The sequence below is a fragment of the Bartonella senegalensis OS02 genome (genome assembly GCF_000312545.1).
Taxonomy (GTDB): domain Bacteria; phylum Pseudomonadota; class Alphaproteobacteria; order Rhizobiales; family Rhizobiaceae; genus Bartonella; species Bartonella senegalensis.
Genome location: NZ_HE997540.1, coordinates 748,641 through 774,815, shown reverse-complemented (window position 1 = coordinate 774,815; position 26,175 = coordinate 748,641). Strand labels below are relative to the sequence as shown.

The following is a 26,175-nucleotide window of genomic DNA, read 5'->3' as shown; positions in this document are numbered from 1 at the left end:
ACACTTCTTTTAAATTCAAAGAGTTATTGTTTTTACAGTTTAGGTAAAGGTAAAGTATTAATTAAGTTACTCTCCTTCAAAAGAAAACGTTCTGCCCAAATTTTTAAATAATCTTGGCTTTGCATCTCGAAAAGACGTGACTGTGTTCTCTGGAATTCAAATGTTTCAGAGGTCCGCGCATGCCCTTTATATAACTTATCAAATCCTGCTGCCGCCGACATAAACAATCTTATATGACGTTCATAAAGAACATCAATAAGCAAAATAAACCGTTTTGCTTCATTACGACATGTATCATCCATCACCGGCACATTATCGATAAAAATCGTATGATACCGTTCTCCTAACGCTAAATACTCAGCTGCCGCCAAAGGTTTTGTACATAAATCTTGATAATCAAAGCGTGCACACCCCGCACCAGAGCGCGGAATATGAATAACGCGCCCTCTTATGGAGAATTCATCAGATGTTTCCTTTTGCCCTTGCAGAACCAACCTCCACGCCTGATTCATACGTTGATTTGCTTCCAATCCCAGCGGCATTATATACACCTGTTGCAGATTTGATTTTTCAAGACGATAATCCATTTTTGCATCAAGATTGATAACACGAACATGTGCTTTCAAAGCTTCAATAAAAGGCAAAAACAGCTCTCGATTTAAACCGTTATAGTAAAGATTATCGGGAGCAACATTTGAAGTTGCAACAAAGAAAATTCCTTTATCAAATAAAGCAGATATAAGGCGCCCAAGCACCATAGCATCAGCAATATCTGTTACGCTAAATTCATCAAAACAAAGGATATGTGCTTCTTGTGCAAGATCTTCAGCAACGGCTAAAATAGGGCTTTTTTGTCCAACTTTTGCATTTTTTGACGCTTGACGATAAATATTAATGCGTTCGTGCACATCGTTCATAAAATCATTAAAATGGGCACGCTTTTTACGTTTCTGTGACAAACAAGAAAAGAACAAATCCATCAGCATGGTTTTGCCTCGTCCTACTTCACCATAAATATACAATCCTTGGAAGAAATCATTAGCACACCCCTGTTTTGCAATAGAGTTTTGTTTTTTTCTCTTTAAAAAATGCCAGAACGCCCACCAAGGGCGAGAAATGTTTTGTTCCGCAATATTTTGTAATAAATGATCAAAATGCCCTGTTAAAGCCAATTGAGCTGGATCAAAACTGATTTCTCCTTTAGACACTAGCTCTTGATAGCGTGTTGAGACCAAAATCATCCAAACAACCTTTTGTAACTGTTGTCACTAAAATACAAAATTTTCTCACAGATCTTTTTTTATAAACGGCTAAAGATGATCTAACGGCTTAAAACAACGGGATAATTATCAATTGTACGTCCCTCAAAACGATCAACATTGGAAGAATAAAGGGTAACAACAATACGTCCTGACTTATTATAAAAATATAATCTTTTTCCTTTAACAGTCCAAGAATTTACCTGAGAAACGATTCCTGGACAATGTAAAGGGCCAGCGCGATATCCTTGTCCAAATTTTGTTTGTGGCGTTGCAATTCGGCAAACTTTACCACCTATAGAAAGATTCCACACCCCAGAAATACTCGCAGGAAACAAATCAACAGCATTTTCTGGCATTTCGAGATTAGCCATTCGTCCATCACTTTGAGAATCCTCTTTCTCATACGATGAAGCATCTGCTGTCTGAGATGTTGAGAGATCAGACATTGTTTGAGGGACTGATATTGACTGAACAGGGTAAAAAACCTCTAATGGACCACCTCCATCATTATTCTCAAACCGCGATGTTGAACAACCCGTTAAGAGTGTTATCATTGATATTACAATTAAAAATGTTTTTTTTGAAAATGTCATATCTCTGCTCTTTCCCATGACAACAAATAGGTTTACTCAAAGAAATGGGTAAACAGTTTTTATAAGGCATTTTACAAAGATAAATTAATAAATTAAAAAGAATAGGGCAAAAATTGCTTATTTTAAACAATAATATTTTTTCTATTTATTTTATATTGCATTAAACACTGGAAATTCATAAGATTCTTAATCATATATTCTTTATGATTAATCAGGGAAAATAGAGAAATTTCATGAAAACGCCATTTAGCAAAATGGATGGTCTTGGCAATCAAATCATTGTCGTGGATATGCGTGAAAGCACACATGCTTTTACACCACAAGCAATTCTCTCCTTAGCAGCAGATTCCCAAACACGTTTTGATCAAATTATGGCACTTCACCCACCAACAAAAAAAGAAGCTGACTTTCGCATTGAAATATGGAACGCTGATGGTTCAAAGGCTAAAGCCTGTGGTAACGGTACCCGTTGTGTCATAGCATGGCTTACCGACCACAATCTTGGTGAGACTTTTCGATTGGAGACACCTGCTGGAATTATTGAAGGTCAACGCCAAACTGATAACCTCATCTCTGTTGATATGGGATGCCCAAATTTTAATGCAAAAGAGATGCCTGTTTCACGTGAAATAGTTGATATCAATCACGTAGAACTTACCGCTGGTCCCTTAAAAGATGCTTGTCTTGTATCCATTGGCAATCTCCATGCTATCTTTTTTGTTGAGAGTGATATTCAACATATTCCCTTAGAAAAATATGGACCCAAACTTGAACATGACCCCCTTTTTCCGGAACGATGTAATATTTCCATTACTTATGTAACGTCACAAAAAAGTCTCAATTTACGCACATGGGAGCGAGGGGCTGGATTAACACAAGCATGTGGGAGTGCTGCTTGTGCGAGTGCGGTAGCAGCTTATCGACGTGGACTTACAGAACGCCATGTTGATGTGAACTTACCAGGGGGGACACTGAATATTTTTTATCGAGAAGATGATCATGTTATTATGACAGGCCCAATCAAATATGCATTTAGTGGTTTTCTTAACCCTTTAACAGGGAGCTACAAAAAGGATCATTTTTGATGGCGATAGAAATCGTAACATTTGGTTGTCGACTAAACAGCTATGAATCGGAAATTATACGCAAAGAAAGTAAGTCTTCAGGGCTAGATCAGCTTAAAGACGGTGCTATCATTTTTAATACCTGTGCTGTCACGGCTGAAGCCGTTCGACAAGCAAAACAAGCTATCCGCAAGGCAAGACGTGAGAACCCTCATGCACGCATTATTGTTACAGGATGCGCCGCACAAACAGAAGCACAAAATTTTGCCTCTATGACAGAAGTTGATCTTGTTTTAGGAAATGAAGATAAACTCCATGCGCATTCCTATCGTCAACTCCCTGATTTTGGTATCAACCACTCTGAAAAGTTGCGTATCAATAACATCATGGAAGTAGAAAAAATTGCTCCACATATGGTGAGTGCGATGGAAGAACGTACCCGCGCTTTTGTGCAGGTACAAAATGGATGCGATCATCGCTGTACATTTTGCATTATCCCTTACGGGCGAGGGCCATCCCGTTCAGTTCCTATGGGAGCTGTTATTGAACAAATTAAACAACTTATAGACAATGGTATTCAAGAAGTGGTTCTGACAGGTGTTGATCTTACAAGTTATGGTCACGACCTTCCCGGAAAAGCGACTCTAGGAAAATTAACCTCAGCCATTTTGCATCATGCTCCTGACTTGCCCCGATTACGCCTTTCATCAATTGATTCCATTGAAGCAGACGAAGAACTTATCACTCTTTTAGCCTATGAAAAAAGAATCATGCCACATTTACATCTCTCCTTGCAAGCAGGCGACAATATGATTCTAAAGAGAATGAAACGCAGGCATTTGCGCGAGCATGCAATTCAATTTTGCCAAGAATTGCGAGCCAAACGCCCTACAATGGTATATGGCGCTGATTTAATTGCTGGTTTTCCTACTGAAACAGAAGAAATGTTCCAAAATAGTCTTTCTTTAGTGAATGATTGTCATTTAACACATCTTCATGTCTTTCCTTTTAGTCCAAGAGAAGGAACACCTGCTGCACGTATGCCGCAAATCAATCGTAAAATAGTCAAGCTACGTGCGGAAAAGTTGCGTAGAGAAGGTGAAAAAGCATATCAAAAACATCTGATTCACTTACAAAATAGTCAACAAAAAATTCTCGTTGAAAAAGACGGCATTGGACGAACAGAAGATTATACTTTGGCAAAAATTGAAGGTGCCAAAGCTGGAACAATTATTCAAGCTCTTATTGTTGGCCATGATAGCGATAAATTGATTGCTGTCCTCCCAAAACTAAATGCAGCCTAAGAAGGGAACTCTCTATGACAAAGCCCTTTATCAAAAAAATATTTTCTTTCAACAAGTCGAAAGAACAGAAAACAGAACAAGTTTCCGCTCTTTATGAAATCGATAGAGAAGAGGAAAATAAAGACAAAACTGAAAAAACCACAGAGCAGAGTCTATCCTCTATAGATAAAAAAACAAAGAAACAAACAGAAAATCAAAATACAGCATCTGCGAAATATGACGAAAAGACTCAGTCTTTTGAACCATCTTCCAACGAAGAACACCATTCTGGCAAAATAATTGTCACAAATATAATCAGTGAAAAAAAAATTGAAGAAATTTTGCCTATATCCTCTGTTGAACAGGAAAAGAGAGCGTGGTTTGGACGCCTTAAAAAAGGATTAGCTCTTTCCTCGCAGCGTTTAAGCGAGTCTATTGGCGAAATTTTTGTTAAAGAAAAGCTTGATAAAGGTAAATTACAAGAACTGGAAGACATTCTTATTCAAGCAGATCTTGGTGTGGAAACTGCTACACGCATCATCGATACCCTAGCTTCTAGTCGTTACGAAAAAAATCTATCTCCAGATGAGGTTCACAACATCGTAGCAAATGAAATCGAAAAAGTGCTAAAACCTGTTGCAATTCCTCTGGAACTTGATCTTAATCATAAGCCTCATGTTATTTTAGTGGTGGGTGTAAATGGTACAGGAAAAACAACAACAATTGGAAAACTTGCAGCAAAACTCACTAAAGGAGGGCTAAGAGTTATGCTTGCCGCTGGTGATACATTTCGTGCTGCTGCCATTGAGCAATTGCATATTTGGGGTGAACGCACAAGCTCTCCTGTTATTTCAACAAAATTAGGTGCAGATGCAGCCAGTTTAGCGTTCGATGCTTATGAAAAAGCAAAACAAACAAACAGTGATATCTTAATCATTGATACAGCGGGACGTTTACAAAATAAAACCGAACTGATGGATGAATTGGCAAAAATTATTCGTGTTTTAGGCAAACATAACTCTCAAGCACCGCACACAATACTTCAAACTCTTGATGCAACCACGGGGCAAAATGCACTCAATCAAGTCAACATTTTTCGCGATATTGCTGGTGTAAATGGATTAGTCATGACAAAACTCGATGGTACTGCACGAGGAGGAATTCTTGTTGCCATCGCAGCAAAATATAAATTACCCGTTTATTTTATAGGTATAGGGGAGAATATTGAGGATCTCCAACCTTTTTCAGCCTCTGACTTTGCCAAAACTCTTGCAGGAAAACACTCATGAAAAAACCTTTTTTTGAGCATAATTCACATAATAATCACGATTCAAAAAACACCAATAGTAATCAGAAAACCTCTCTTTCACCAACACTTAAGTTTTTTCTGGAAATGGGGCCTTTGGTTGTTTTTTTTCTTGCCAATTATAAAGGCGAATGGCTGATAAATAATATTGAAATTTTTAAAAGATTTAATAAACCTCTTTTTCCGGCCACAGCTATTTTCATGATAGCAATTGTTATTGCTCTAGGCTTGTCTTGGGTCATTGCGCGAAAAATTCCCATTATGCCCCTTATCTCAGGGATATTTGTTCTCGTTTTTGGATCTTTAACTCTTTGGCTTCATAATGATACTTTTATTAAAATGAAACCAACAATCATTAATATTTTATTCGCTGTTATTCTGTTTGGTGGTCTGTTTTTTAAAAAACCACTCTTGCGTTATGTTTTTGATTCTACTTTTAAACTTGATGATTTAGGATGGCATAAACTTACTTATCGCTGGGCGTTTTTTTTCATCTTCCTTGCCGTTTTGAATGAAGTAATCTGGCGCAATTTTAGCGATAATTTTTGGACTAATTTTAAAGTCTTTGGTATTATGCCTATAACAATTCTCTTCATGTTAACACAAATGCCTATTATAATAAAACATTCAAAAGATCTTTTTAAAGAAGAGGATAAAACTAATTCTTAAACAAAGTGCATTTATCGACACAAAATTCTTTTATAGATTTATCACTGCCCACTATTTGCGGAGAGAATGAGTGTTAATTGAGCAGTTTATTTGTCGAGAAGATAATTTTGGTGTACTTATTCATGATGAAAGAAGTGGTTACACAGCAGCAATTGACGCACCTGAAAGCAATGCAATTCAAAATGCTCTAAAACGCCGTGACTGGACGCTTCAGGCTATTTTTGTAACGCATCATCACCATGACCATGTGGAAGCGTTAGAAGAATTAAAGCAGATTTACAAAGCCATCGTTATTGGACCAGAAGCAGAAAAAGAAAAAATTCATCATCTTGACCAAACACTTCAACCTGATGAAAGTTTCTTATTTGGTACATACACAATTTTAGCGCTTTCAACACCTGGTCATACACGAGGAGCATTATCCTACTATTTTCCTGAAAAAAAATTACTTTTCGCCGGAGACACACTTTTTTCCCTCGGTTGTGGTCGTCTTTTTGAAGGAACACCAGCACAAATGCTAAACTCTTTAAAAAAGCTTCGTCAATTACCCGATGAAACGCTGCTTTATTGTGGTCATGAATATACCAAAAACAACGCTCTTTTTGCATTGACACTTGATCCCTACAATCAAAAACTTCACCAAAGGGTAGAAGATGTTTTTTTGTTGCGTGCAAAAAACGCCATGACATTACCTGTCACCTTAGGACAAGAAAAAATTACCAATCCTTTCCTTCGCTGGGATGATAAGACTTTGCGAAAGAACCTTGCGATGGAAAAAGAAACAGATGAAGAAGTTTTTGCTGAAATTCGCAAAAGAAAAGATAATTTTTAACCTATTTTAATTTTCATGGTATTTTTTCCTTTTCTCCTTTGCATATTACTCAAGAAACAAAAAAGGAAATAGATAATCATTCTCCTATATAGCCTCTCGTTGTAAATTACCCCTGAAAAGAAGCTTTTCTTTTTTAAAGTTAGAGAGAACTGGGAAAAAATGCAAAAATTTGTCTATAGAGTCAAAAACAGCCAATACAAAAAATAATTTTATCAATTATGATTCTACTATTCACTCTAATATTGAAAACTATACTGCCTATATTTCTAACAAACCAAAATTTATTGCTTAATTTAGAAAAATAATCTTGACCTAAGATTTTTTTTAACATCTTAACATTTATAGAAATATCAATGCTTCTTACCTTTACACCAGAAAAGAAACTCTCATCTAAGGAAACATCATATTTCAAAACATTTTTATAAAATAGACACTCTTTTAGGTAGCTTTTAGAAAATCATTTTAAGAATTTTATCAATTCTGAAAAAAGAGTGTAAAAATTTATTTTTAGAGTTAGAAACATCTAAAACCAAAAATGATCCTACCACTTATGATGATAATATTGAAAGATATATCTCTTATATTTCTCATAAACTAAGACTTATAAATATTTTAAGAGAAAATAATATTATCATTAAAGACTTTGTTGTTGGTCAATTAACATTTAAAGCAACATTAAATGTGCCTATAAATGAAAAAACTTCTCCTCATGAACAGAACATTTTACCTTCAAGCAATATAAATTTGCTAAGAAATATACGCATAGAATAATCAAATTTTTAAGAAAAGATTATTAAAAAAACCTTTCTATTCTGAACAATTAACTAGCTTTGCAAACGCCGACAAATATCATCTAATTGTTCTAATGAAGAGTAATGTATTTTTAAATCACCACCTTTTTTACCATGCCGAATGATAACTTTCATTCCAATCACATCTGCAAGCAATTTTTCCAAAGACTTTGTTTCTGCATCTTTTTCTACAGAGGTGCGTTTTTTGACCTTCGGATTTGCTTGTTCATACGCAAGTATTTCTGTTTGGCGTACTGAGAGACCTTCACGAATAATTTTCTCTGCTAATTCTAATGGATTATCAACAGTTATAAGACAACGTGCATGACCAGCAGAAAGTTGTCCATCAGTTAAAAATTGTTGTACTTTTGATGGCAATTTTAACAAACGAAGTGTATTTGCCACATGACTTCGGCTTTTTCCAATTACTTGTGCTAAATCTGCTTGCGTATAACCATGCTCATTCAGCAAAAGTTCATAGCCCATTGCTTCTTCAATAGGATTAAGATCGGCACGTTGAACATTTTCAATTATTGCCAATTCTAAAGCCGTTTTATCATCCACATCACGAACAATAACGGGCAATTGACTTAAATGAACGCGCTGTGCAGCACGCCACCGCCGTTCACCAGCAATCAATTCAAACCGATTTGGATGATCGCGTGAAGGTCTTACGATAACAGGCTGAACAACACCATGCTGTCGAATTGATTGCGCCAAATTATCAAGTTCTGCTTCTGTAAAATGACGTCGTGGATTATGTGGATTACATGAGATTGATTCAAGTGGAACAAGACGTTCAGAAAATTTAGAAATTATACTCGTTTCTGAAGTTTTTTCAGTATTTGGTGAACGTGCAAGATTGTTGTTTAAATTGATATCGCCAATCAATGCTGCCAATCCACGTCCCAGTCTTTTTTTTGATTGATCATCATTCATAATTTTGCTCTTTATTTTTTTATAATTTTTATATTTCTAAGCAGCAGCTTTTGCTTGTTTTTCTCGTTGTATCACTTCCGAAGCCAAACGCAAATAAGCTTGGCTACCAGCGCATTTGAGATCATAAAGCAAAACTGGTTTACCGAAGGAGGGGGCTTCAGATACACGAACATTGCGTGGAATAATGGTACGATAAACCTTATCTCCCATAAAAGAGCGGACATCTTCAACCACCTGATTGGAAAGATTATTCCGTCCATCATACATAGTAAGAACAATACCTTGAATTTCTAGAGAGGGATTAAGAGCGGATTGCACTTGCTTTACTGTTTCAAGCAATTGACTTAAACCTTCCAGCGCTAAAAATTCGCATTGCATAGGTACTAAAACAGAATCTGCAGCCCCCATAGCATTGAGAGTAAGAAGATTTAGAGACGGCGGACAATCAATCAAAATATAACTGAATTTTTTAGCCATTTTTGGATCATCATAAAGAGCTTTACGCAATCGTTGAATACGATCTTGTGAAGAAGCAATTTCCATTTCTACACCTAAAAGATCAAGCGTAGAAGGTACAATAGAGAGATTAGGCACAGCTGTTTTTAAAGCTGCTTCTGTCACTGAGATTCCTGAAATCATAACATCATAAGACGATAAAGGACGGCTATTACGATCAATTCCCAGTCCTGTACTTGCATTACCTTGTGGATCAATATCCATAATGAGAACATTTTCTCCAATGGCTGCTAAAGCTGTTGCAAGATTAATTGCTGTGGTTGTTTTTCCGACGCCACCTTTTTGGTTTGCAATAGCGATAATCCGTGTTTCGCTCATTTTGCTTTACCCTCTACATGATCGAAGATGAGAAATTTCTAAAATAACAGAACTTTCATCAATTTTACTCTTATGTTTTAGCAGATCAAACCGCCAATTGGCAGAGGCATTTTTTATTTCTATAGAGTAATCCCGACCTTTTTGCAAAAGAGCGATAGTTTTTTGTGTGAATAAAGGAAAAATAAGCCTTAAAAGATCATCTAGGCAAGCTAATCCGCGTGCTGTTATAACCTCTGGATTCCCTATTTTTTGTTTAATATCCTCAATTCTGTGGTGATAAACTGTCGCAGGAAGATCGAGTTGAGCAATAACTGTTCGTAAAAAAGCGACTTTTTTTCCGTTACTTTCAACGAGATCAATATGCCCTATTTTTTTTCTTTTAAAAAAATAGCAATAACAATTGCGGGAAAACCACCACCTGATCCAAGATCACACCAATGGTGAAAATCACTATGTAAAGGATAGATTTGTGCTGAATCCAAAATATGACGTGTCCACAGAAGAGGTATCGTTGAAGCGGATATTAAATTAATATGCTTATTCCATTGCATTATCAAAGATTCAAACTGTATTAAATTCTGCATCGTTTCACGTGAAACAGAAGGAACTATCTTTAACAGTGCTTGATATTTTTGTTCTGCAGAAATATCCATTAAGCTAATTTAGCCTTTTCACGTTTTTGACGTTGAATATAAGTGATAATAAGTGATAATGCTGCTGGTGTCATACCATCAATTTTTTGCGCATCAGCAATTGAACGGGGTGATATTTCTTGAATCTTTGTTTTGAGTTCATTAGAAAGACCAGAAATTGCCTGAATATCAAGAGAAGAAGGAATTTCTAAACGCTCATCTCGTTGAAGAGCAAAAATATCCTGTGCTTGTTTTTCCAAATAAACGGCATATTGTGCCTCAATTTCTAGAGATTCAACAGTTTTAGAATCAAGGGATTGTAACTGTGGCCAAACAGTTGAAAGGCGCTTTATACTCATGTGAGGGTAAGCAAGAAGATCATAAGCTGAACGCCGAATCCCATCATGATTTACATGTAATCCATGAGCAGATGCTTGATTAGGTGTTAGAAAAAGCTCTTGGCATAGTGATCGCGCTTGATTAAGACGTTGCTGTTTTTGCTGATAACAGTCCCAACGTACCTTACTCACAATACCCAATTGTTGTGCTAAAGGTGTTAAACGAGCATCTGCATTATCAGAGCGTAGAGATAGACGAAATTCAGCACGTGATGTAAACATTCTATAAGGTTCACAAACCCCACGCGAGACTAAATCATCAATCATAACCCCAATATAAGCTACAGAACGACTTATAAAGACTTCATCTAATCCACCTACCTTACGTGCAGCATTTAATCCAGCCAAAAGACCTTGTGCTGCAGCTTCCTCATATCCTGTTGTCCCATTAATTTGGCCAGCTAAAAATAATCCAGATAAAGAACGTAATTCTAAAGTTTTAGTTAACTGTTGTGGATTAACAAAATCATATTCAATAGCATAACCAGGTTGTAAAATTGTAACATTTTCCAACCCTTCAATTGTTCTCAATAAAGAAATTTGCGCATCTTCAGGAAGAGAAGTAGAAAGACCATTTGGATAAATAGTATCATCATTTAATCCTTCTGGTTCCAGAAAAATCTGATGTCCATCACGTTCTCCAAATTTAACAATCTTATCTTCAATTGAAGGGCAATAACGTGGTCCTAATCCTTCAATATTTCCAGAATATAGAGCAGAACGATGAATATTTTCACGAATAATCTGATGTGTTTGTGTATTTGTACGTGTTATAGCACATTCAATTTGAGGCTGCTCAATTTTTTCTGTCAAAAGAGAAAAAGGCACTGGATCTTCATCAGCCTGCTGTTTAGGAAGAGATTCCCAACGGATTGTTTTTTTGCTGAGACGAGCAGGAGTTCCTGTTTTTAATCGACCAAGATTTATATCATAACTTTTTAAATGTTCAGCAAGTTGTACACTTGACTGCTCTCCCATACGTCCAGCAGTCCATATTTTATCACCAATATGAATAAGGCCATTTAAAAAAGTACCTGTTGTTAAAACGACAGCACCGGAAAGAAGTTTTTCTTGTTTTTTTAGAACAACACCTGAAACACAATTATCTTTAACAATCAGATCAATAACTTCATCTTCAATGAGAATGAGGTTATCCTGTTGTTTCAAAAGCTTTTGAATTGCCTCTTTATAGAGTTGTCGATCAGCTTGTGTGCGTGGACCTCTTACTGCTGGTCCTTTCCGTCGATTAAGAAGTCTAAATTGAATTCCAGCCGCATCTGCTGCTCGTCCCATAAGACCATCCAAAGCATCTATTTCACGAACCAGATGCCCTTTCCCAAGCCCTCCAATGGCCGGATTACACGACATTGTTCCCAATGCTGCTATTTTTTGTGTAACAAGAGCTGTCCGTGCTCCAACACGTGCTGAAGCACAAGCAGCTTCACACCCAGCATGCCCCCCTCCAATAACAACAACATCATAGAATCGCATTGAACTCATTCCGTAAAAATTGCTCTCAAGTTTCACGTGAAACAGGATCTATAAAATACATAATATTGCTAATCTGTCTATGAAATAATCAATGTTTCACGTGAATCATTATTTACCAATACAAAACTCTGAAAAAATAATATCAAGCAAATCCTCAACATCTATATCTCCAGTAATTTTTCCAAGAAAATCACTGGCACGACGAAGATGCTCTGCACGTAAACTAAGATCAAGAGAATCATAATTCACAGAAGCTTCAATCTCTTTAACAGCCTCCTTTAATAATTGAAGTTGCCTCTTACGTGCTGGTACAAGATTTCCAACTTCAGAAATACGACGCAAACAAAACGATTCAACTTCCTTGATAAAATAATCAAAATTTAAACCTGTTAATGCCGAAAATTGTATTAACCACGGCTTTTTATTCTCTTCATAAAGATCAAGTTTATTGCCTACTCGCCATATTTCAGCCGATGTTTCTGGTAAACAAACTTCCCTAGGATTTTGCATATCATAAACCAAAATGACCAAATCAGCTTCTCTAACATGCTGCTTTGCAACTTCTATTCCTAACTGTTCAATTTTGTTATCTGTTTGCCTAAAACCAGCAGTATCTGTTAAAAAAACTGGTAAACCACCTAAAACAAGTCTTACTTCCAAAGCATCACGAGTTGTTCCTGCTTCTTCTGTCACAATAGCAACAGATTTTCCAGCCAAGCGATTCATAATACTTGATTTTCCAGAATTTGGAGCACCCGCAATAACAACTTTTAATCCATCACGTAAAATACTCGCACGCTCGCCTTCAACAATATGTTGCCGAAGAGAAATGCAAAGATCTTCAACATTTTTCCAAACTTTATCAGATATTGAATTGGGAATATCAGCCTCATCAGCAAAATCAAGTTCCGCTTCAATAAAAGCACGAGCCTTCATAAGTTTATGGCGCCAATCACGATAAAGCACTGTTAAACGCCCACTCGTACCCATAATCGCTAAACGCCGCTGACTCTCTGTTTCAGCCTCTATTAAATCAGCAAGACCTTCTGCTTGAACAAGATCTAATTTTCCTTCCATAAAAGCACGGCGTGAAAACTCACCCGCCTCAGCCATACGACATCCAGAAAATGTAGATAATTCATCAAGAAAACGATTAACAACTGCTTTTCCTCCATGCAAATGAAATTCCGCACAATCTTCTCCTGTAAAACTATGAGGAGCAGGAAAAAAAACAGTTAAAGCAGAATCTAAAAAACTACCATCACGAGCTGTAAGATTTCCATAATGCATAAACCGCGCTTTAGGTAAACAACCACAAAGCGTTTTAACAACATGCACAACATGAGGACCAGAAAGCCGAATGACAGCAACCCCTGAAGGCAACAATCCACTCGAAACAGCAAAGATTGTATCCACAGGATTTATCCTAATCGAAAGACTTAACGTTTCTAGGTATTCATTGAATCAAAAAATTCACTATTATTTTTCGTTTGTTTTAACTTATCAATCAAAAATTCAATTGCATCTGTAACATTCATAGGTGCTAAAATACGGCGAAGCACAAAAATTTTATGTAAATCCTGTCGTGCTACTAAAAGCTCTTCTTTACGTGTTCCTGATTTCAAAATATCCATAGCTGGGAAAATGCGTTTATCAGCAACTTTACGATCAAGAACAATTTCCGAATTACCAGTTCCTTTAAATTCTTCGAAAATAACCTCATCCATACGGCTACCGGTATCGATCAAAGCCGTTGCAATAATAGTTAAAGATCCACCTTCTTCAATATTACGTGCCGCGCCAAAAAAACGTTTTGGACGCTGTAGAGCATTTGCATCCACACCACCGGTCAAAACTTTACCTGATGATGGAACAACTGTATTATAGGCACGCCCTAAACGTGTAATAGAATCAAGAAGGATAACCACATCACGCCCATATTCAACGAGACGTTTAGCTTTTTCAATAACCATTTCAGCCACTTGTACATGACGTATTGCTGGTTCATCAAAAGTAGAAGAAACCACCTCTCCCTTTACAGAACGTTGCATATCAGTAACTTCTTCTGGTCTTTCATCGATTAAAAGCACAATAAGATAACATTCAGGATGATTAGTAGTAATAGAATGAGCAATATTTTGAAGTAGAACAGTTTTTCCTGTTCGAGGAGGTGCTACAATGAGACCTCTCTGTCCTTTTCCCAAGGGAGAGATCAAATCAATCACCCGTGAGGACATATCTTTCTCTGTAGGATCTTGTATTTCCATCTGGAAACGTTCATTTGAATAAAGAGGAGTGAGATTATCAAAATGAATTTTATAGCGAATTTTTTCCGGATCTTCAAAATTAATTGTATTAATTTTAAGAAGAGCAAAATAACGCTCTCCTTCCTTTGGGCTCCGGATAGGACCTTCAATCGTATCCCCTGTTTTTAAAGAAAAAGATTGAATTTGTGCAGGAGAAAGATAAATATCATCAGGCCCTGGAAGGTAATTAGCATCAGCAGATCGCAAAAATCCAAATCCATCTTGTAAAACTTCAACAACTCCTTCTCCAATAATTTCTACATCTTGCAAAGCAAGTTTTTTCAAAATAGCGAACATTAATTCTTGTTTACGCATCAAAGAAGCATTTTCAACTTCTAATGTTTCAGCAAAAGAAACAAGCTCAACTGGGTTTTTACTTTTAAGTTCTTGTAGTTTCATTTCCTGCATAAAATACGCTCTTTAGTAGGTGGGGAAATTGTTTTTAAATCAATTTATGGGAAATTTAAAGAATAGAACACTCTTAGTAAGGTAAGAGTATTCTATACTTAACTTTTTTAAACTGCAAGTGTTCTTCATAGGATTTATTTTCGTATACAATTCAAAGATCCTATAAAAATCACTTTTACAAATTGAAATGACTGATCAAACATTTAAAAAGCAAATCATTTATAAAAAAATTAATAATATTTTAAAGAACTTACATGATACATCATTCTTAAATGGGTTAAGAAAAAATATTGATGATTTATATACTCAATAAATTAATCTTCAAAAAAAAATTATTTTTTCCAAAATTTTTTATTTAATAATTTAAGAAATGAAGATTTTTTTTATTTAAACCTGTGTTTAATGGGGATTATTATTTATACTTCATTCATCCTCAGTTTTATCCACAAAGGAACAGAGAAAAAAATAAACTATAGCTCCACCTTAAAGATATTATCCCTGTTCTTTTTTCTAAGAGGATTTTAGATATCAGAATTATTCAATTTGTGCATAATAATGAAAAATTCTCTTTAAATTTTCATTTTATAAAAAAGCACCACTATATATTCACATTTGTTAACAAGGAGTTAAAATTTTTGTGACAAGAGAAAAAAAATCCTTTCATTTACATATGCTTTCTGATGCAACAGGAGAAACATTAATCTCTTTAGGAAGAGCTGTGGCATCACAATATAGGATGAGTCAGGTGACAGAACATATCTATCCAATGATTCGCAATAAAACACAGTTGCAAAGGGCTCTTGATGAGATACAACAACATCCGGGGATTGTTCTTTACACAATCATTGATAAAAAAATTAAGATGCTTCTGAGAAGAAGATGTGAGAAAATAGAAGTTCCCTCTATCGATATACTACATCCTGTTTTGAATGCTTTTCAATCTTACCTTGGAATTCCTACAAATTTACGTGTTAGTGCACAGCATGATCTTAATGCAGATTACTTTCGTCGTATTGAGGCATTGGATTTTACAATAGAACATGATGATGGTCAGTCACCTGGTAGCCTCTCGGATGCAGACGTAATTCTTGTAGGAATCTCAAGAACTTCTAAAACACCAACCAGTATTTATTTAGCAAATCGTGGAATTAAAACAGCCAATGTTCCTCTTATTCCAGGCATTGATTTGCCAGATACTCTTTTAGGAGCAAAAAATGCTCTTATTATAGGCTTAATTGCATCAGCTGAACGAATTTCACATATTCGTCAAAACCGAGATTTGGGAGATGGTTTTACTCTTGAAAGTTATACAGACAGAATCAGTATAGCTGAAGAATTGACCTATGCAAAACGCATTTGCGAACGTTTTGGCTGGCCTATTATTGATGTTACAAGACGCTCTATTGAAGAAACTGCTGCGGCAATATTTGAACTTTTGTCGCGATTTCGTGAAAGAGAATGAAAGAAAAACCTATGGTAGGAGAAACTTTAATATTAGCATCTCTTAGTTCTTATCGTGCACAATTGTTGAAAAAAGCAGGTTTAAGTTTTTTTGTCGAAGGGGCTTCTTTTGATGAAAGAGAAGTAGAAAAAACAGGAAAAACAAAAAATCCTAAAGAACTAAGTTGTTTTCTTGCAAGTGCAAAAGCAAAAAATGTTTCGGATCGCTTTCCTGATGCTTTAGTTATTGGATGTGATCAAGTACTTGATTTAGAAGGTAAAATTCTTCATAAAGTTAAAAGTAAACAAGAAGCATATCAACGTTTGTGTACTTTATCAGGAAAAGTTCATTCTCTTCACAGTGGAGTGGCTTTATTCCAGAATGGCCAAGAAATTTGGGTGGAAGCTTTTAGTGCTCATATGTCAGTACGTCCTCTGTCATCAGAATTCATTGAACGTTATCTTATACGTGTAGGGGCAGATGTTCTAAACAGTGTGGGGATGTATCAAATTGAAGGAGAAGGAATTCATCTTTTTGAAAAAATTGATGGAGATTTTTTTACTATTATTGGGTTACCTTTATTACCTTTACTCATAAAACTACGCCATTTTGGGGTTATCGATGGTTAATTTGACGATGAAGCGTGAAAAAGAAATACCTCCACGTGCCTTTGTTGTTGGCACACCTATTTACCATTCAAAATCGCCAAAAATTCATAATTTTTGGCTCAAACAATATGATTTACAGGGAGAATATCTGGCACAAGAAGTAATATCTGAAGAATTGAGAGATTTTTTAGCATCTCTAAAAAAGAAAGGGTTTTGTGGAGGGAATGTTACTTTACCGCATAAACAAGAAGCCTTTCGTTTGGCAGATTATAAAGATGATGTTGCAACAATGATTGGAGCTGTTAATACACTGTGGTATGAAGGGGATAAACTTTGTGGCACAAACAGTGATGCCTATGGTTTTAGTGCTAATCTTGATGATTCTGCTCTTGATTGGGTGGCGGAAACAGCTGTTGTTTTTGGTGCCGGTGGTGCTGCACGTGCTATCCTCTATGCCTTAAAAAAAAGAGGATTTGAGCGTATTTATTTAGTTAATCGTACAAAACAACGGGCGGAAAATTTAGCTGAGCATTTTGGAAAGCCAGTTGAAGTTTACGATTGGCATAAGGTGCATGAAATACTTCATCAGGCTGATTTGATTGTCAATACAACTTCTGTAGGCATGACAAACCCAAATGAGGAAAAGAGTGCTTCTTTTTTTTATGATTTTCATAAAATAAAGGCAACGGCGTTAGTAACAGATATTGTTTACACGCCCCTAATAACCCCTTTCTTACAACAAGCAAAAGCGCATGGTCTAAGGACAGTTGATGGCTTGGGCATGCTTTTACATCAGGCTGTTCTAGGGTTTGAACGATGGTTTGGAATAAGACCACAGGTGACAAAGGCATTACGGACTGCAATTTTACAGGATATTGGTGAAGAGAGAGGATGAAAATCGTAGGATTAACGGGATCAATTGCCATGGGAAAATCAACAGTTGCTGATTTTTTTAGACAAGCGGGCATTTCCGTTTTTAGTGCTGATGATGCAGTTTACCAACTTTACAAGAGTGAACCAACTTTATCGCTTATAGACCATACATTTCCTGGTGTTGTTGAAAATGGTAAAGTGAATTGTCAAAAGCTTTCTGAAATTTTGATCAACGATAGTAAAAAATTACAAACCTTAGAAAAAATAATACATCCTTTAGTGCAAAAAAAAGAAAAAGAATTCATTAATACAGCGCGTCAACAGGGAGAAAAATTGGTTGTTCTTGATATTCCACTTCTTTTTGAAACAAAAGGTGAAAAACGTGTAGACAGTGTAATTGTTGTCTCTGCCCCATTGGCAATACAAAAAGAGCGTGTGATGATTCGCCAAGATATGAATGAAAAAAAATTTGCTTTTATCAATGCAAGGCAGATATCTGACGAAAAAAAACGAGCACGTGCTGATTTTATTATTGATACAGGAAAAGATTTAGAGAATACCCGTCAACAAGTTCTTTTTGTGATAAAAATTTTGCTAAAGAATGAAACGAATGCGTGAAATTATTTTTGATACAGAAACAACAGGTTTAGATAAAGAGAAAGACCGTATAATTGAAATCGGCTGTGTAGAGATGGTTGATCGTTATCTTACAGGACGCCGATTCCATGTTTATTTGAATCCACAAGGTGTTATTATTCCTGATGAAGTTGTAGCCGTTCATGGGTTGACGAATGAACGCTTAAAGAATGAAAAAAGCTTTATTGATATAGCTGATGAATTTTTAGAATTTATCAATGGCGCAACAATGATTGCTCATAATGCGAGTTTTGACATTGGTTTTCTGAATGCAGAATTAGCACGGGCAAATAAGCCACTTATTAGTGTTGACAATATTCTTGATACATTGGCTATGGCTCGGCGCAAATTTCCCATGGGGCCTAATTCTCTTGATGTTTTGTGCAAACGTTTTGGCATTGATAATAGTCACCGTGTTCTTCATGGTGCTTTGCTTGATGCGGAGATTCTCGCCGATGTTTATATTGAACTCATTGGTGGAAAACAGGGCATATTAGTTTTTGAGAACAGTAGAAGTGTTGATGAAGAAAGCCAGGATGACAAAAATGCTCTCTTAACAGTTAAAGTTCGTCCACAAACTCTTTCTCCAAGGCTAAGTGCACAAGAAAAAACTCTGCATGCTAATTTTATCAAAAAAATGGGTGAAAAGGCTCTCTGGAACTCCTTTAAAGTCCCTCAATAATCTTTTCAGAAAGAGATTGTTAAAAAACAAAAAATAACAAGACTTCTTAAGATACATTTCTCTAAAAAATATGGTCGTTGTGGGGAGGGGAACACCACAACGACCCCGTCGTCACATTGTACCTCAGCTATCATAGGAGGAGCAAAATGAAAGCTATTATATCCTGTAACAGCAAAGAAAAGCTCTAGGTACTAAATATAAATTGTAACGACTTTATGCTTTATGAAAACAAAAAATGGCTTTTTAGAGGCATTTTGATAAATTTAAAAATAAGAATGAAAAAAAAATATAAAAATATATAAGAGTAGATTGTTTTTTAGCTGAAACGGAGAAATGAAATTGTCATGAAAGCAACGGATCATCTTTTTTTGGTTGATGGATCAGGCTATATTTTTCGTGCTTACTATGCCTTACCACCTTTAAAGCGCAAAAAGGATGGACTCCCTGTAGGAGCTGTCGCTGGTTTTTGTAATATGCTTTGGAAACTTCTCTGTGATGCACGCAGTACAGATACCGGCATTGTTCCGACTCATTTTGCTGTTGTTTTTGACTATTCATCCGATACCTTTCGCAAACAAATTTATCCACAATATAAAGCCAATCGTGTGACGCCTCCTGAAGATCTTATTCCTCAATTTTCTCTCATACGCCAAGCAACAAAGGCTTTTAATTTACCTTGTATTGAGAAGGAAGGATTTGAAGCGGATGATTTAATTGCTACCTATGCACGATTGGCAACAAAGGTTGGAGCAAAAACAACGATTATTTCTTCTGATAAAGATTTGATGCAATTGGTAAATACACATGTATCTTTGTATGACGGAATGAAAGATAAGCATATTGGTATTTCTGAAGTGATAGAAAAGTGGGGTGTTGCACCTGAAAAAATGGTTGATTTGCAAGCTTTAACTGGAGATCCAACAGATAATATACCAGGTGTTCCAGGGATTGGTCCCAAAATTGCAGCACAATTGCTGGATCAATTTGGTTCTCTTGATCTCTTGTTGAAGCATGTGACAGAAATTAAGCAAACAAAACGGCGTGAAAATATTCAAGCCTATAGTGAACAAGCAAAAATTTCTCGTAAATTGGTTCAGCTTAAAACAGATGTGCCTGTAGAAAATGATTTAGATGATTTTATTTTAGAACCTCAAGATGGTCCGCGCTTAATCGCTTTTCTTAAAGCTATGGAGTTTTCTACATTAACGCGTCGTGTAGCAGAAGCAACAGCATGTGATGCAACAGTTATTGATGCACTTGATAGAGATGTTGAATGGGACAAGCCTGGATCTGAATGTGATTCTGATTTTAAAAAAGTTGAGAGAGAAATCCTTCATGATTTTTCTGAGAACTCCCCACAACGGCTAGCACAAAAACGTCAAGATCAAGCTTTAAGTCAGAAAATTACAAGAGAGACTTATAGAACCATTCTTGATGAGGAAACTTTGAGAGAGTGGTTATCACAAGCGCAAGAGCAAGGTTTTTTTGCTTTTGACACGGAAACAACTTCTCTTGATCCTATGCAAGCAAAGCTTGTTGGTTTTTCGTTGGCATTACAACCAGAAAAAGCAGCCTATGTACCCCTTGAACACATTGAAGGGGAAAATGATCTTTTGAGAGGGGGGCGCATTGTTTCGCAGATTGAAACACAAAGGGCTTTGGCACTTTTAAAGCCAATATTAGAAGATAAAGCGATTTTAAAAATTGGTCAGAATATAAAATATGATTGGTTAGTGATGAAGCAACACGGCATTGTAATACATTGTTTTGATGACACAATGCTTTTGTCGTATGCCCTAGAGGCTGGAACTCTAACACATAATATGAATGCTTTGTCTGAACGTTGGCTTGGTCATAAGCCGATTGCCTACAAAGATTTAACATATAACGGAAAAAAGATCACATCTTTTGCAGAAGTAGATTTGAAACAAGCAACCCTTTACGCTGCGGAGGATGCTGATATAACGCTTCGTTTATGGCAAGTTTTGAAGCCACAACTTGTGGCGCAGGGAATGACAAGAATTTATGAGCGTCTTGATCGGCCACTAATAGAAGTTCTTGCAAGGATGGAAGAACGTGGGATTCTCGTTGACAGGCAGATTTTGTTGTGTCTTTCAGGAGAATTGGCACAGGCAGCTTTTATTCTAGAAGAAGAAATTTATCAGCTGTCTGGTGAGAAATTTAATCTTGCTTCGCCAAAACAATTAGGGGATATTCTTTTTGGCAAAATGGGATTACCTGGAGGTACTAAAACAAAGGGTGGACAATGGTCAACTTCTGCACAAACCTTAGAGGAATTGGCTGCTGAAGGCCATGTTTTACCGCGTAAAATTATTGATTGGCGTCAACTTGCAAAACTAAAATCGACTTATACAGATGCTTTACCCTCTTATATTTTGCCAAAAACAGGGCGTGTTCATACGAATTATTCTTTGGCAATAACATCAACGGGGCGGTTATCGTCATCAGAGCCCAACTTGCAAAACATTCCAGTGCGAACCGCTGAAGGGCGAAAAATCCGAACAGCTTTTGTTGCTCCAAAAGGGCATCTGTTGCTATCGGCTGATTATAGCCAAATTGAATTGCGCATTCTTGCGCATATTGCCGACATTACAGCGCTCAAAGAAGCTTTTGCTAAGGGGCAGGATATTCACGCTATAACAGCATCACAAATGTTTGGAGTAGCAATAGAGGGGATGCCATCAGATATAAGAAGACGTGCAAAAGCGATTAATTTTGGCATTATTTATGGTATTTCAGCTTTTGGATTAGCCAACCAATTAGGTCTTTCACGGCAAGAAGCGGGGCGTTATATTCAACTCTACTTTGAAAGATTTCCAGGAATTAAAGATTATATGGAAACGACAAAGACCTTTGCACGCCAAAATGGTTATGTAGAGACAATTTTTGGACGTCGTATCCATTATCCAGAAATAAAAGCAGCGAATCCACAAGTTCGTTCCTTTAATGAACGGGCTGCTATCAACGCGCCAATTCAAGGATCAGCAGCGGATATTATTCGCCGTGCTATGATTCACATGGAAGATGCTTTGGAAAAAGAAAAACTATCAGCAAAAATGTTGTTACAAGTGCATGATGAATTGATTTTTGAGGTACCAGAAGAGGAGAGTGAAAAGACTATGGCTGTTGTTAAAAGAGTTATGGAAAATGCTACAATGCCGGTTCTCTCTCTGTCTGTGCCGCTTGAAGTAAAAGTAATGGCTGCTCAAAATTGGGATGAAGCACATTAGCCTTTTTCACTTATTTTGTTTTTAAGGGTATTCATTGCATGAGAAAGATCAAGATAAGCTTTGATAGGCAAATGATCGGAGGCAATGCGTGCAAGCGGTGAATGATGATTTTCAACACGTGTCATCAATTGATGAGGGAAAGCAAGAATTCTATCAAGAGCCAAAAAGGGGAAACGAGAGGGAAAGCTTGGTACAGTTCCAACTGTGCTATCAAAATAGGGCGCAAAATGGTTTAAAGAGGAACCTTTTCCTATCCGCCATTCATTAAAATCCCCAATAAGCAGTGTGGGCATAAGAGGGCGTTTTTGCAGTAATGAAAGAAGCATTTTTGTTTGCTGATTGCGAGAATGGCGTAATAATCCGAAATGAGCAGCAATAACACGAATAGGACCCGCTTCCATTTCCAGCTCTACAATCACCGCCCCACGTGGTTCAATACCAGGCAGGGTAATTTGTAAGGTATCGCGTACATGTCCTTTTCGTAAAAAAAGAGCATTACCGTGCCAACCATGACTATGAGGTGACATGGTGTTTAAGGGCACCGGAATAAGACCTGTTTTGGCTTTTAACAGTTGAAGATCAATCAAGCCAATTCGTTCACCAAAACGTTTATCTGCTTCCTGAAGGGCAAGAATATCAACTTGCAGTTCAGTAATAACCTGTACAGTTCGAGTGGGACTAAAAACTTTATCAACACCGATGCATTTATGAACATTATAGGAAGCGACGGTAAGATCATAATTATCATTGTGGTTGATGATGTCTGATCGATGAGAAGACCGTCTGCGGATGGCTTTTAACAGCGGACTATCAAGCTTTTGCTGGATAAATGTTACAAACCGAGGAAATTTTTGCTTGTAAGGCTTCTTTGTCATTTTGTGAAGTGTATATGCCAAAGTGATAAAAGGAATATGCTTGCATTAAAAACTAAAAAACCTTGTTTCTTTTGAGAAACAAGGTTTTTTAATTTAAGAATAATTGCTACGATCAATCACGGTTTGAACCAAGAAACTGCAATAAGAAAACAAACATATTGATGAAATCAAGATAAAGACTTAACGCACCCATGATAATTTTACGTCCTTGCGTGTCATTTGCATCTCCTTCATAATACATCAATTTAATGTTTTGCGTATCATAAGCTGTGAGACCAGCGAAGATAAAGACGCCGATCACAGAAATAGCAAATTGCACGGCACTTGATCCGAGAAAGATATTGACAACCATGGCAAGCATCAAGCCAACTAGACCAATGAAAAAGAATGAGCCCATCGCCGTGAGATCACGCTTTGTCGTGTAACCATAAAGCGAAAGAGCACCAAAAGTGGCAGCGCTAATAACAAAGGTTTGCACAACACTTTCTGTTGTATAACGCAGAATGATCGAGGATAGTGAAAGTCCAACGAGGGCAGCATAACCAAAAAACAGGCTACGTGCCGCACTTGTACTCAGTGTATTGATTTTAAAACTCAGGAATAATACCGCCACAAGTGGTGCAAACATAACAATGTAAGAGAATGGTGATGTATAAAATGTTACTCCAAATGAAGTTAAGTAAACACTGCTACTGATTTGAGCGGCTGCTTGGCTCATTTCCGTTGTCGTTGCTAATGATGCAACTGCATAAGCGGCTGCAGCTGTAATAAGCAAACCAATGGCCATTGTATTATAGACACCCAGCATATAGCTGCGCAATCCTTGATCAATTGATGCATCGGCACGGGAAACAGACGCCGAACGTAAATTTTTGAAATCAGCCATAATATAAAGTCCTTTAGCATATGTTCCGTCAGGTGTTGGGGTCAGAAAGGGACGCTCCCTTCTAGTTTCCTAAGAGCTTTTACTTGACAAGCAGAAAGGACCCCAGGTGCTGCTGGCGGAATTCCAGCTTACCTCCCCTTATTATGGAGATTTATTTCAAAATTACAAGAGACTTTTATTAAAAAGGAAGCTTACAAATTGGTAATGAAGGGAGAGGATTTTGATCAAGGACATCAAGTCTTTTGAGTATAATTTTTACAAAGCTGAAGAGGGTATTGCAGTGATGTTTCTCTTAAGGCACAAATATTAAAAATTTATTTGCATAACTTTGTTGATAGTCAGACAAATCCTCATAATTTTTTAGAGTAAGTATAGCGTATTTGAGAGCTAAGATATAAACTTCTAAGAGTTAAGAATATAAATCCATAAATTATTGGGTCTATAGGACAATCCTCAATAATTTTTTTGCATATCCTGTGATTACTAGAATCTTTAAAGAATTTTTGGATGAGTGTATTACTTTAATCTGCAAATTCAAAAGATGATACGAGAAACCTGCTTTCCAGTAAGTAAGCGATGGGCAGAGTTTTTCAGATTTATATCATATGAAAATCAACAGGTTCATTGATAACAGCTGTTATTTTAGGAAAAAGTTTACGGCGTGTGTGAATGTCAGAAAAACTTGAAAAAAAGAATTTTCAAAACCATAAATTTTAATAGGGACAACTTTTGCTTTATCAATAATTGCGTTGCTCTTTTCATAAATTTTCATGAAGTTTTTTGTAACAGAAATATTTCTTTCTAGAAAAACAACAAGGGGTTTCTTTTGTACGGTATTTATAAAATGGCGATTTATGAACGGTTTTGTGAGATCTGGAGGAAAAACATTTATGTATTTCATGAAGGGATGCATCCACCAAAGTTTTGCAGTATGAGCGTCAATAACAATAACGGGATTGTGCAAATTTGTTATTTCGCAAAGAGCGAGAGCCAGAAAAACATTGAGAAAGGAGACATGATTAAAAACCAGAATGGGGGATTTTCTGATTTTGGAAAAAATTTCTACACCTTTGATTTTTAAACGAAAAAACAGGCGAAAGAAAATGAAAATAAAATCGCAAAAAGAATTCGTAGGCAAATATTTTAGTATCACGATTGCAGTTATTAAAGAGCTAAGATCAAGAATAAGAACTATCTTATCAATGGAAGTACCAAGATATTGAATAAAAGTGATAATACCTGCTCCCATAACCATAAGAGCAGAATTGAGGATGTTATTAGCAGCAATAACACGTGCGCGTTTATAAGGTTTAGCCCAGGCTTGCAGTGCGGAAAATCCAGGAACAACAAGAAAAGTACTTGAAATTGCTGCCAAGGCAAAATCAAACATAATGTGCAATAATTTCGAATGAGAAAAGAAATCAATAAACGTTTCAATTTTAAATTCAGGATCAAGACCATTAAGAATAATACTTAAGTCTATACAAACAATGCAACAAAAGTTCCTATAATCGGTAATAGCAAGTTAATTCGTTCCGCTGAAAGCCAAGCCACCATCGCAGAGCCAAGAGCACAGGAAATGGAAAACAATGTTAAAAACAAGATCGTTCCCATTGGCAATGCAATATTAAGAGAAGCCATGAGTATTGGAATGATGGAGAGGAGTGTAGCACCTATAAACCAAAACCAAGAAACTATAAGGCTTACAATGAATAAGCGTTTTTCTTGGATACAATATTTGAAAATAGATTTGGTGGCACGTATAATGTTATAGTCAACAATAACATTAGATTGTGCAGGAGTATTTTCTGGCATAAAGCAGCTCGTAGCCCATGAAAGTGTAGTGAAGATAATTATAGTGAACGCTGGAATAATTTGTAATTTATTTTGAAAATCGAAACTAAGTCCAGCCCATAATGTTCCTAATAAAATAGCAATAAAGGTTGCTGTTTCTATCCATGCATTGGCACGTGGTAAGTGAGATTTTGCCATATGGTCTGGGAATGTTGCATACTTAATAGGTCCCAAAAGTGCTGATGCAGAACTAAAAAGAAATAGACAGAACATAATCAAAGTAATGGAAGATAAAAAGAGAGAGATCGGGCTTGCTAAAGC

General features: G+C 36.5%; 22 protein-coding genes and 1 pseudogene. 11 read left to right on the top strand and 12 right to left on the bottom strand.

Translation table 11 applies throughout. The features are described 5' to 3' along the window. Window positions 1-32: 32 nt before the first annotated feature. Both zapE and BN200_RS03015 read right to left on the bottom strand, forming a co-directional pair. The gene (gene zapE, locus BN200_RS03020; protein WP_019220967.1) at window positions 33-1,241 is read right to left on the bottom strand and encodes a cell division protein ZapE; all 1,209 of its coding nucleotides are present in this window, start codon (window positions 1,239-1,241) and stop codon (window positions 33-35) included. Between the two features lie 80 nt (window positions 1,242-1,321). Beyond that, a complete protein-coding gene (locus BN200_RS03015) occupies window positions 1,322-1,855 on the bottom strand; it encodes an AprI/Inh family metalloprotease inhibitor (protein ID WP_019220966.1) in 534 nt (177 codons plus the stop codon). 233 nt (window positions 1,856-2,088) lie between these two features. Between BN200_RS03015 and dapF the strand changes: the two genes are divergently transcribed. The 5 genes from dapF (at window position 2,089) to gloB (ending at window position 7,009) form a co-directional block, all read left to right on the top strand. Further along, window positions 2,089-2,940: a diaminopimelate epimerase gene (dapF, locus tag BN200_RS03010; RefSeq protein WP_019220965.1), complete on the top strand. Its 852-nt coding sequence runs from the start codon at window positions 2,089-2,091 to the stop codon at window positions 2,938-2,940. Beyond that, entirely contained in the window at window positions 2,940-4,223 is a 1,284-nt protein-coding gene (mtaB, locus tag BN200_RS03005) for a tRNA (N(6)-L-threonylcarbamoyladenosine(37)-C(2))-methylthiotransferase MtaB (protein ID WP_019220964.1), read from the top strand. Before dapF ends, mtaB begins: the two co-directional genes overlap by 1 nt. A 14-nt stretch (window positions 4,224-4,237) precedes the next feature. Beyond that, on the top strand, window positions 4,238-5,491 hold the full coding sequence (gene ftsY / locus BN200_RS03000; RefSeq protein WP_019220963.1) for a signal recognition particle-docking protein FtsY: 1,254 nt from the start codon (window positions 4,238-4,240) through the stop codon (window positions 5,489-5,491). Continuing rightward, window positions 5,488-6,177 carry a septation protein A gene (locus BN200_RS02995; RefSeq protein WP_019220962.1) on the top strand — a complete coding sequence of 230 codons (690 nt, stop codon included), beginning with the start codon at window positions 5,488-5,490 and terminating at the stop codon, window positions 6,175-6,177. The genes ftsY and BN200_RS02995 overlap by 4 nt, the downstream gene beginning before the upstream one ends. 70 nt (window positions 6,178-6,247) lie before the next feature. Continuing rightward, window positions 6,248-7,009 (top strand): hydroxyacylglutathione hydrolase, encoded by a 762-nt coding sequence (gloB, locus tag BN200_RS02990; protein ID WP_019220961.1) that lies wholly within the window; start codon window positions 6,248-6,250, stop codon window positions 7,007-7,009. 824 nt (window positions 7,010-7,833) lie between these two features. Here the strand turns inward: gloB and BN200_RS02980 are convergent. The 6 genes and pseudogenes from BN200_RS02980 to rho form a co-directional block, all read right to left on the bottom strand. After that, window positions 7,834-8,739 carry a ParB/RepB/Spo0J family partition protein gene (locus BN200_RS02980; RefSeq protein ID WP_019220959.1) on the bottom strand — a complete coding sequence of 302 codons (906 nt, stop codon included), beginning with the start codon at window positions 8,737-8,739 and terminating at the stop codon, window positions 7,834-7,836. A 36-nt stretch (window positions 8,740-8,775) separates the two neighbouring features. Beyond that, a complete protein-coding gene (locus BN200_RS02975) occupies window positions 8,776-9,573 on the bottom strand; it encodes a ParA family protein (protein WP_019220958.1) in 798 nt (265 codons plus the stop codon). Window positions 9,574-9,579: 6 nt separating this feature from the next. Then, a pseudogene (rsmG, locus tag BN200_RS02970) lies at window positions 9,580-10,226 on the bottom strand (16S rRNA (guanine(527)-N(7))-methyltransferase RsmG). Next, window positions 10,226-12,094 carry a tRNA uridine-5-carboxymethylaminomethyl(34) synthesis enzyme MnmG gene (gene mnmG, locus BN200_RS02965; RefSeq protein WP_019220956.1) on the bottom strand — a complete coding sequence of 623 codons (1,869 nt, stop codon included), beginning with the start codon at window positions 12,092-12,094 and terminating at the stop codon, window positions 10,226-10,228. Before mnmG ends, rsmG begins: the two are co-directional and overlap by 1 nt. A 108-nt stretch (window positions 12,095-12,202) precedes the next feature. Next, window positions 12,203-13,510 carry a tRNA uridine-5-carboxymethylaminomethyl(34) synthesis GTPase MnmE gene (gene mnmE / locus BN200_RS02960; protein WP_019220955.1) on the bottom strand — a complete coding sequence of 436 codons (1,308 nt, stop codon included), beginning with the start codon at window positions 13,508-13,510 and terminating at the stop codon, window positions 12,203-12,205. Between the two features lie 32 nt (window positions 13,511-13,542). Beyond that, window positions 13,543-14,808 (bottom strand): transcription termination factor Rho, encoded by a 1,266-nt coding sequence (rho, locus tag BN200_RS02955; protein WP_019220954.1) that lies wholly within the window; start codon window positions 14,806-14,808, stop codon window positions 13,543-13,545. A gap of 637 nt (window positions 14,809-15,445) precedes the next feature. Here rho and BN200_RS02950 point away from each other — a divergent pair. From BN200_RS02950 to polA, 6 genes are all read left to right on the top strand, one after another. Then, complete coding sequence (locus tag BN200_RS02950) at window positions 15,446-16,270, top strand: pyruvate, water dikinase regulatory protein (protein WP_019220953.1); 825 nt, start codon at window positions 15,446-15,448, stop codon at window positions 16,268-16,270. 11 nt (window positions 16,271-16,281) lie between these two features. After that, window positions 16,282-16,878, top strand: coding sequence for a Maf family nucleotide pyrophosphatase (locus tag BN200_RS02945; protein ID WP_034988894.1), 597 nt, complete (start codon window positions 16,282-16,284; stop codon window positions 16,876-16,878). Next, window positions 16,871-17,752: a shikimate dehydrogenase gene (locus BN200_RS02940; RefSeq protein ID WP_019220951.1), complete on the top strand. Its 882-nt coding sequence runs from the start codon at window positions 16,871-16,873 to the stop codon at window positions 17,750-17,752. Before BN200_RS02945 ends, BN200_RS02940 begins: the two co-directional genes overlap by 8 nt. Further along, complete coding sequence (gene coaE / locus BN200_RS02935) at window positions 17,749-18,348, top strand: dephospho-CoA kinase (RefSeq protein ID WP_019220950.1); 600 nt, start codon at window positions 17,749-17,751, stop codon at window positions 18,346-18,348. The genes BN200_RS02940 and coaE overlap by 4 nt, the downstream gene beginning before the upstream one ends. Continuing rightward, a complete protein-coding gene (dnaQ, locus tag BN200_RS02930) occupies window positions 18,341-19,048 on the top strand; it encodes a DNA polymerase III subunit epsilon (protein ID WP_019220949.1) in 708 nt (235 codons plus the stop codon). Before coaE ends, dnaQ begins: the two co-directional genes overlap by 8 nt. 344 nt (window positions 19,049-19,392) lie before the next feature. Then, entirely contained in the window at window positions 19,393-22,299 is a 2,907-nt protein-coding gene (polA, locus tag BN200_RS02925) for a DNA polymerase I (RefSeq protein ID WP_019220948.1), read from the top strand. On the opposite strand, the gene BN200_RS02920 is transcribed toward polA, so the two are convergent. From BN200_RS02920 to BN200_RS09595, 4 genes are all read right to left on the bottom strand, one after another. Then, window positions 22,296-23,174 (bottom strand): endonuclease/exonuclease/phosphatase family protein, encoded by an 879-nt coding sequence (locus BN200_RS02920; RefSeq protein ID WP_019220947.1) that lies wholly within the window; start codon window positions 23,172-23,174, stop codon window positions 22,296-22,298. The genes polA and BN200_RS02920 overlap by 4 nt on opposite strands. A gap of 112 nt (window positions 23,175-23,286) precedes the next feature. Further along, window positions 23,287-24,060, bottom strand: coding sequence for a Bax inhibitor-1/YccA family protein (locus BN200_RS02915; protein WP_019220946.1), 774 nt, complete (start codon window positions 24,058-24,060; stop codon window positions 23,287-23,289). Between the two features lie 637 nt (window positions 24,061-24,697). After that, window positions 24,698-25,450 carry an acyl-[ACP]--phospholipid O-acyltransferase gene (locus tag BN200_RS09600; protein ID WP_244426861.1) on the bottom strand — a complete coding sequence of 251 codons (753 nt, stop codon included), beginning with the start codon at window positions 25,448-25,450 and terminating at the stop codon, window positions 24,698-24,700. Between the two features lie 89 nt (window positions 25,451-25,539). Beyond that, a complete protein-coding gene (locus tag BN200_RS09595) occupies window positions 25,540-26,133 on the bottom strand; it encodes a hypothetical protein (protein WP_341871739.1) in 594 nt (197 codons plus the stop codon). Between the last annotated feature and the right edge of the window lie 42 nt (window positions 26,134-26,175).

Bases quoted from the DNA above. Each gene is read 5' to 3' on its own strand.
- zapE (WP_019220967.1), bottom strand. From the start codon at position 1,241: ATGATTTTGGTCTCAACACGCTATCAAGAGCTAGTGTCTAAAGGAGAA.
- BN200_RS03015 (WP_019220966.1), bottom strand. From the start codon at position 1,855: ATGACATTTTCAAAAAAAACATTTTTAATTGTAATATCAATGATAACA.
- dapF (WP_019220965.1), top strand. From the start codon at position 2,089: ATGAAAACGCCATTTAGCAAAATGGATGGTCTTGGCAATCAAATCATT.
- mtaB (WP_019220964.1), top strand. From the start codon at position 2,940: ATGGCGATAGAAATCGTAACATTTGGTTGTCGACTAAACAGCTATGAA.
- ftsY (WP_019220963.1), top strand. From the start codon at position 4,238: ATGACAAAGCCCTTTATCAAAAAAATATTTTCTTTCAACAAGTCGAAA.
- BN200_RS02995 (WP_019220962.1), top strand. From the start codon at position 5,488: ATGAAAAAACCTTTTTTTGAGCATAATTCACATAATAATCACGATTCA.
- BN200_RS02980 (WP_019220959.1), bottom strand. From the start codon at position 8,739: ATGAATGATGATCAATCAAAAAAAAGACTGGGACGTGGATTGGCAGCA.
- BN200_RS02975 (WP_019220958.1), bottom strand. From the start codon at position 9,573: ATGAGCGAAACACGGATTATCGCTATTGCAAACCAAAAAGGTGGCGTC.
- mnmG (WP_019220956.1), bottom strand. From the start codon at position 12,094: ATGCGATTCTATGATGTTGTTGTTATTGGAGGGGGGCATGCTGGGTGT.
- rho (WP_019220954.1), bottom strand. From the start codon at position 14,808: ATGCAGGAAATGAAACTACAAGAACTTAAAAGTAAAAACCCAGTTGAG.
- BN200_RS02945 (WP_034988894.1), top strand. From the start codon at position 16,282: ATGGTAGGAGAAACTTTAATATTAGCATCTCTTAGTTCTTATCGTGCA.
- BN200_RS02940 (WP_019220951.1), top strand. From the start codon at position 16,871: ATGGTTAATTTGACGATGAAGCGTGAAAAAGAAATACCTCCACGTGCC.
- coaE (WP_019220950.1), top strand. From the start codon at position 17,749: ATGAAAATCGTAGGATTAACGGGATCAATTGCCATGGGAAAATCAACA.
- dnaQ (WP_019220949.1), top strand. From the start codon at position 18,341: ATGCGTGAAATTATTTTTGATACAGAAACAACAGGTTTAGATAAAGAG.
- polA (WP_019220948.1), top strand. From the start codon at position 19,393: ATGAAAGCAACGGATCATCTTTTTTTGGTTGATGGATCAGGCTATATT.
- BN200_RS02920 (WP_019220947.1), bottom strand. From the start codon at position 23,174: ATGACAAAGAAGCCTTACAAGCAAAAATTTCCTCGGTTTGTAACATTT.
- BN200_RS02915 (WP_019220946.1), bottom strand. From the start codon at position 24,060: ATGGCTGATTTCAAAAATTTACGTTCGGCGTCTGTTTCCCGTGCCGAT.
- BN200_RS09600 (WP_244426861.1), bottom strand. From the start codon at position 25,450: ATGTTTGATTTTGCCTTGGCAGCAATTTCAAGTACTTTTCTTGTTGTT.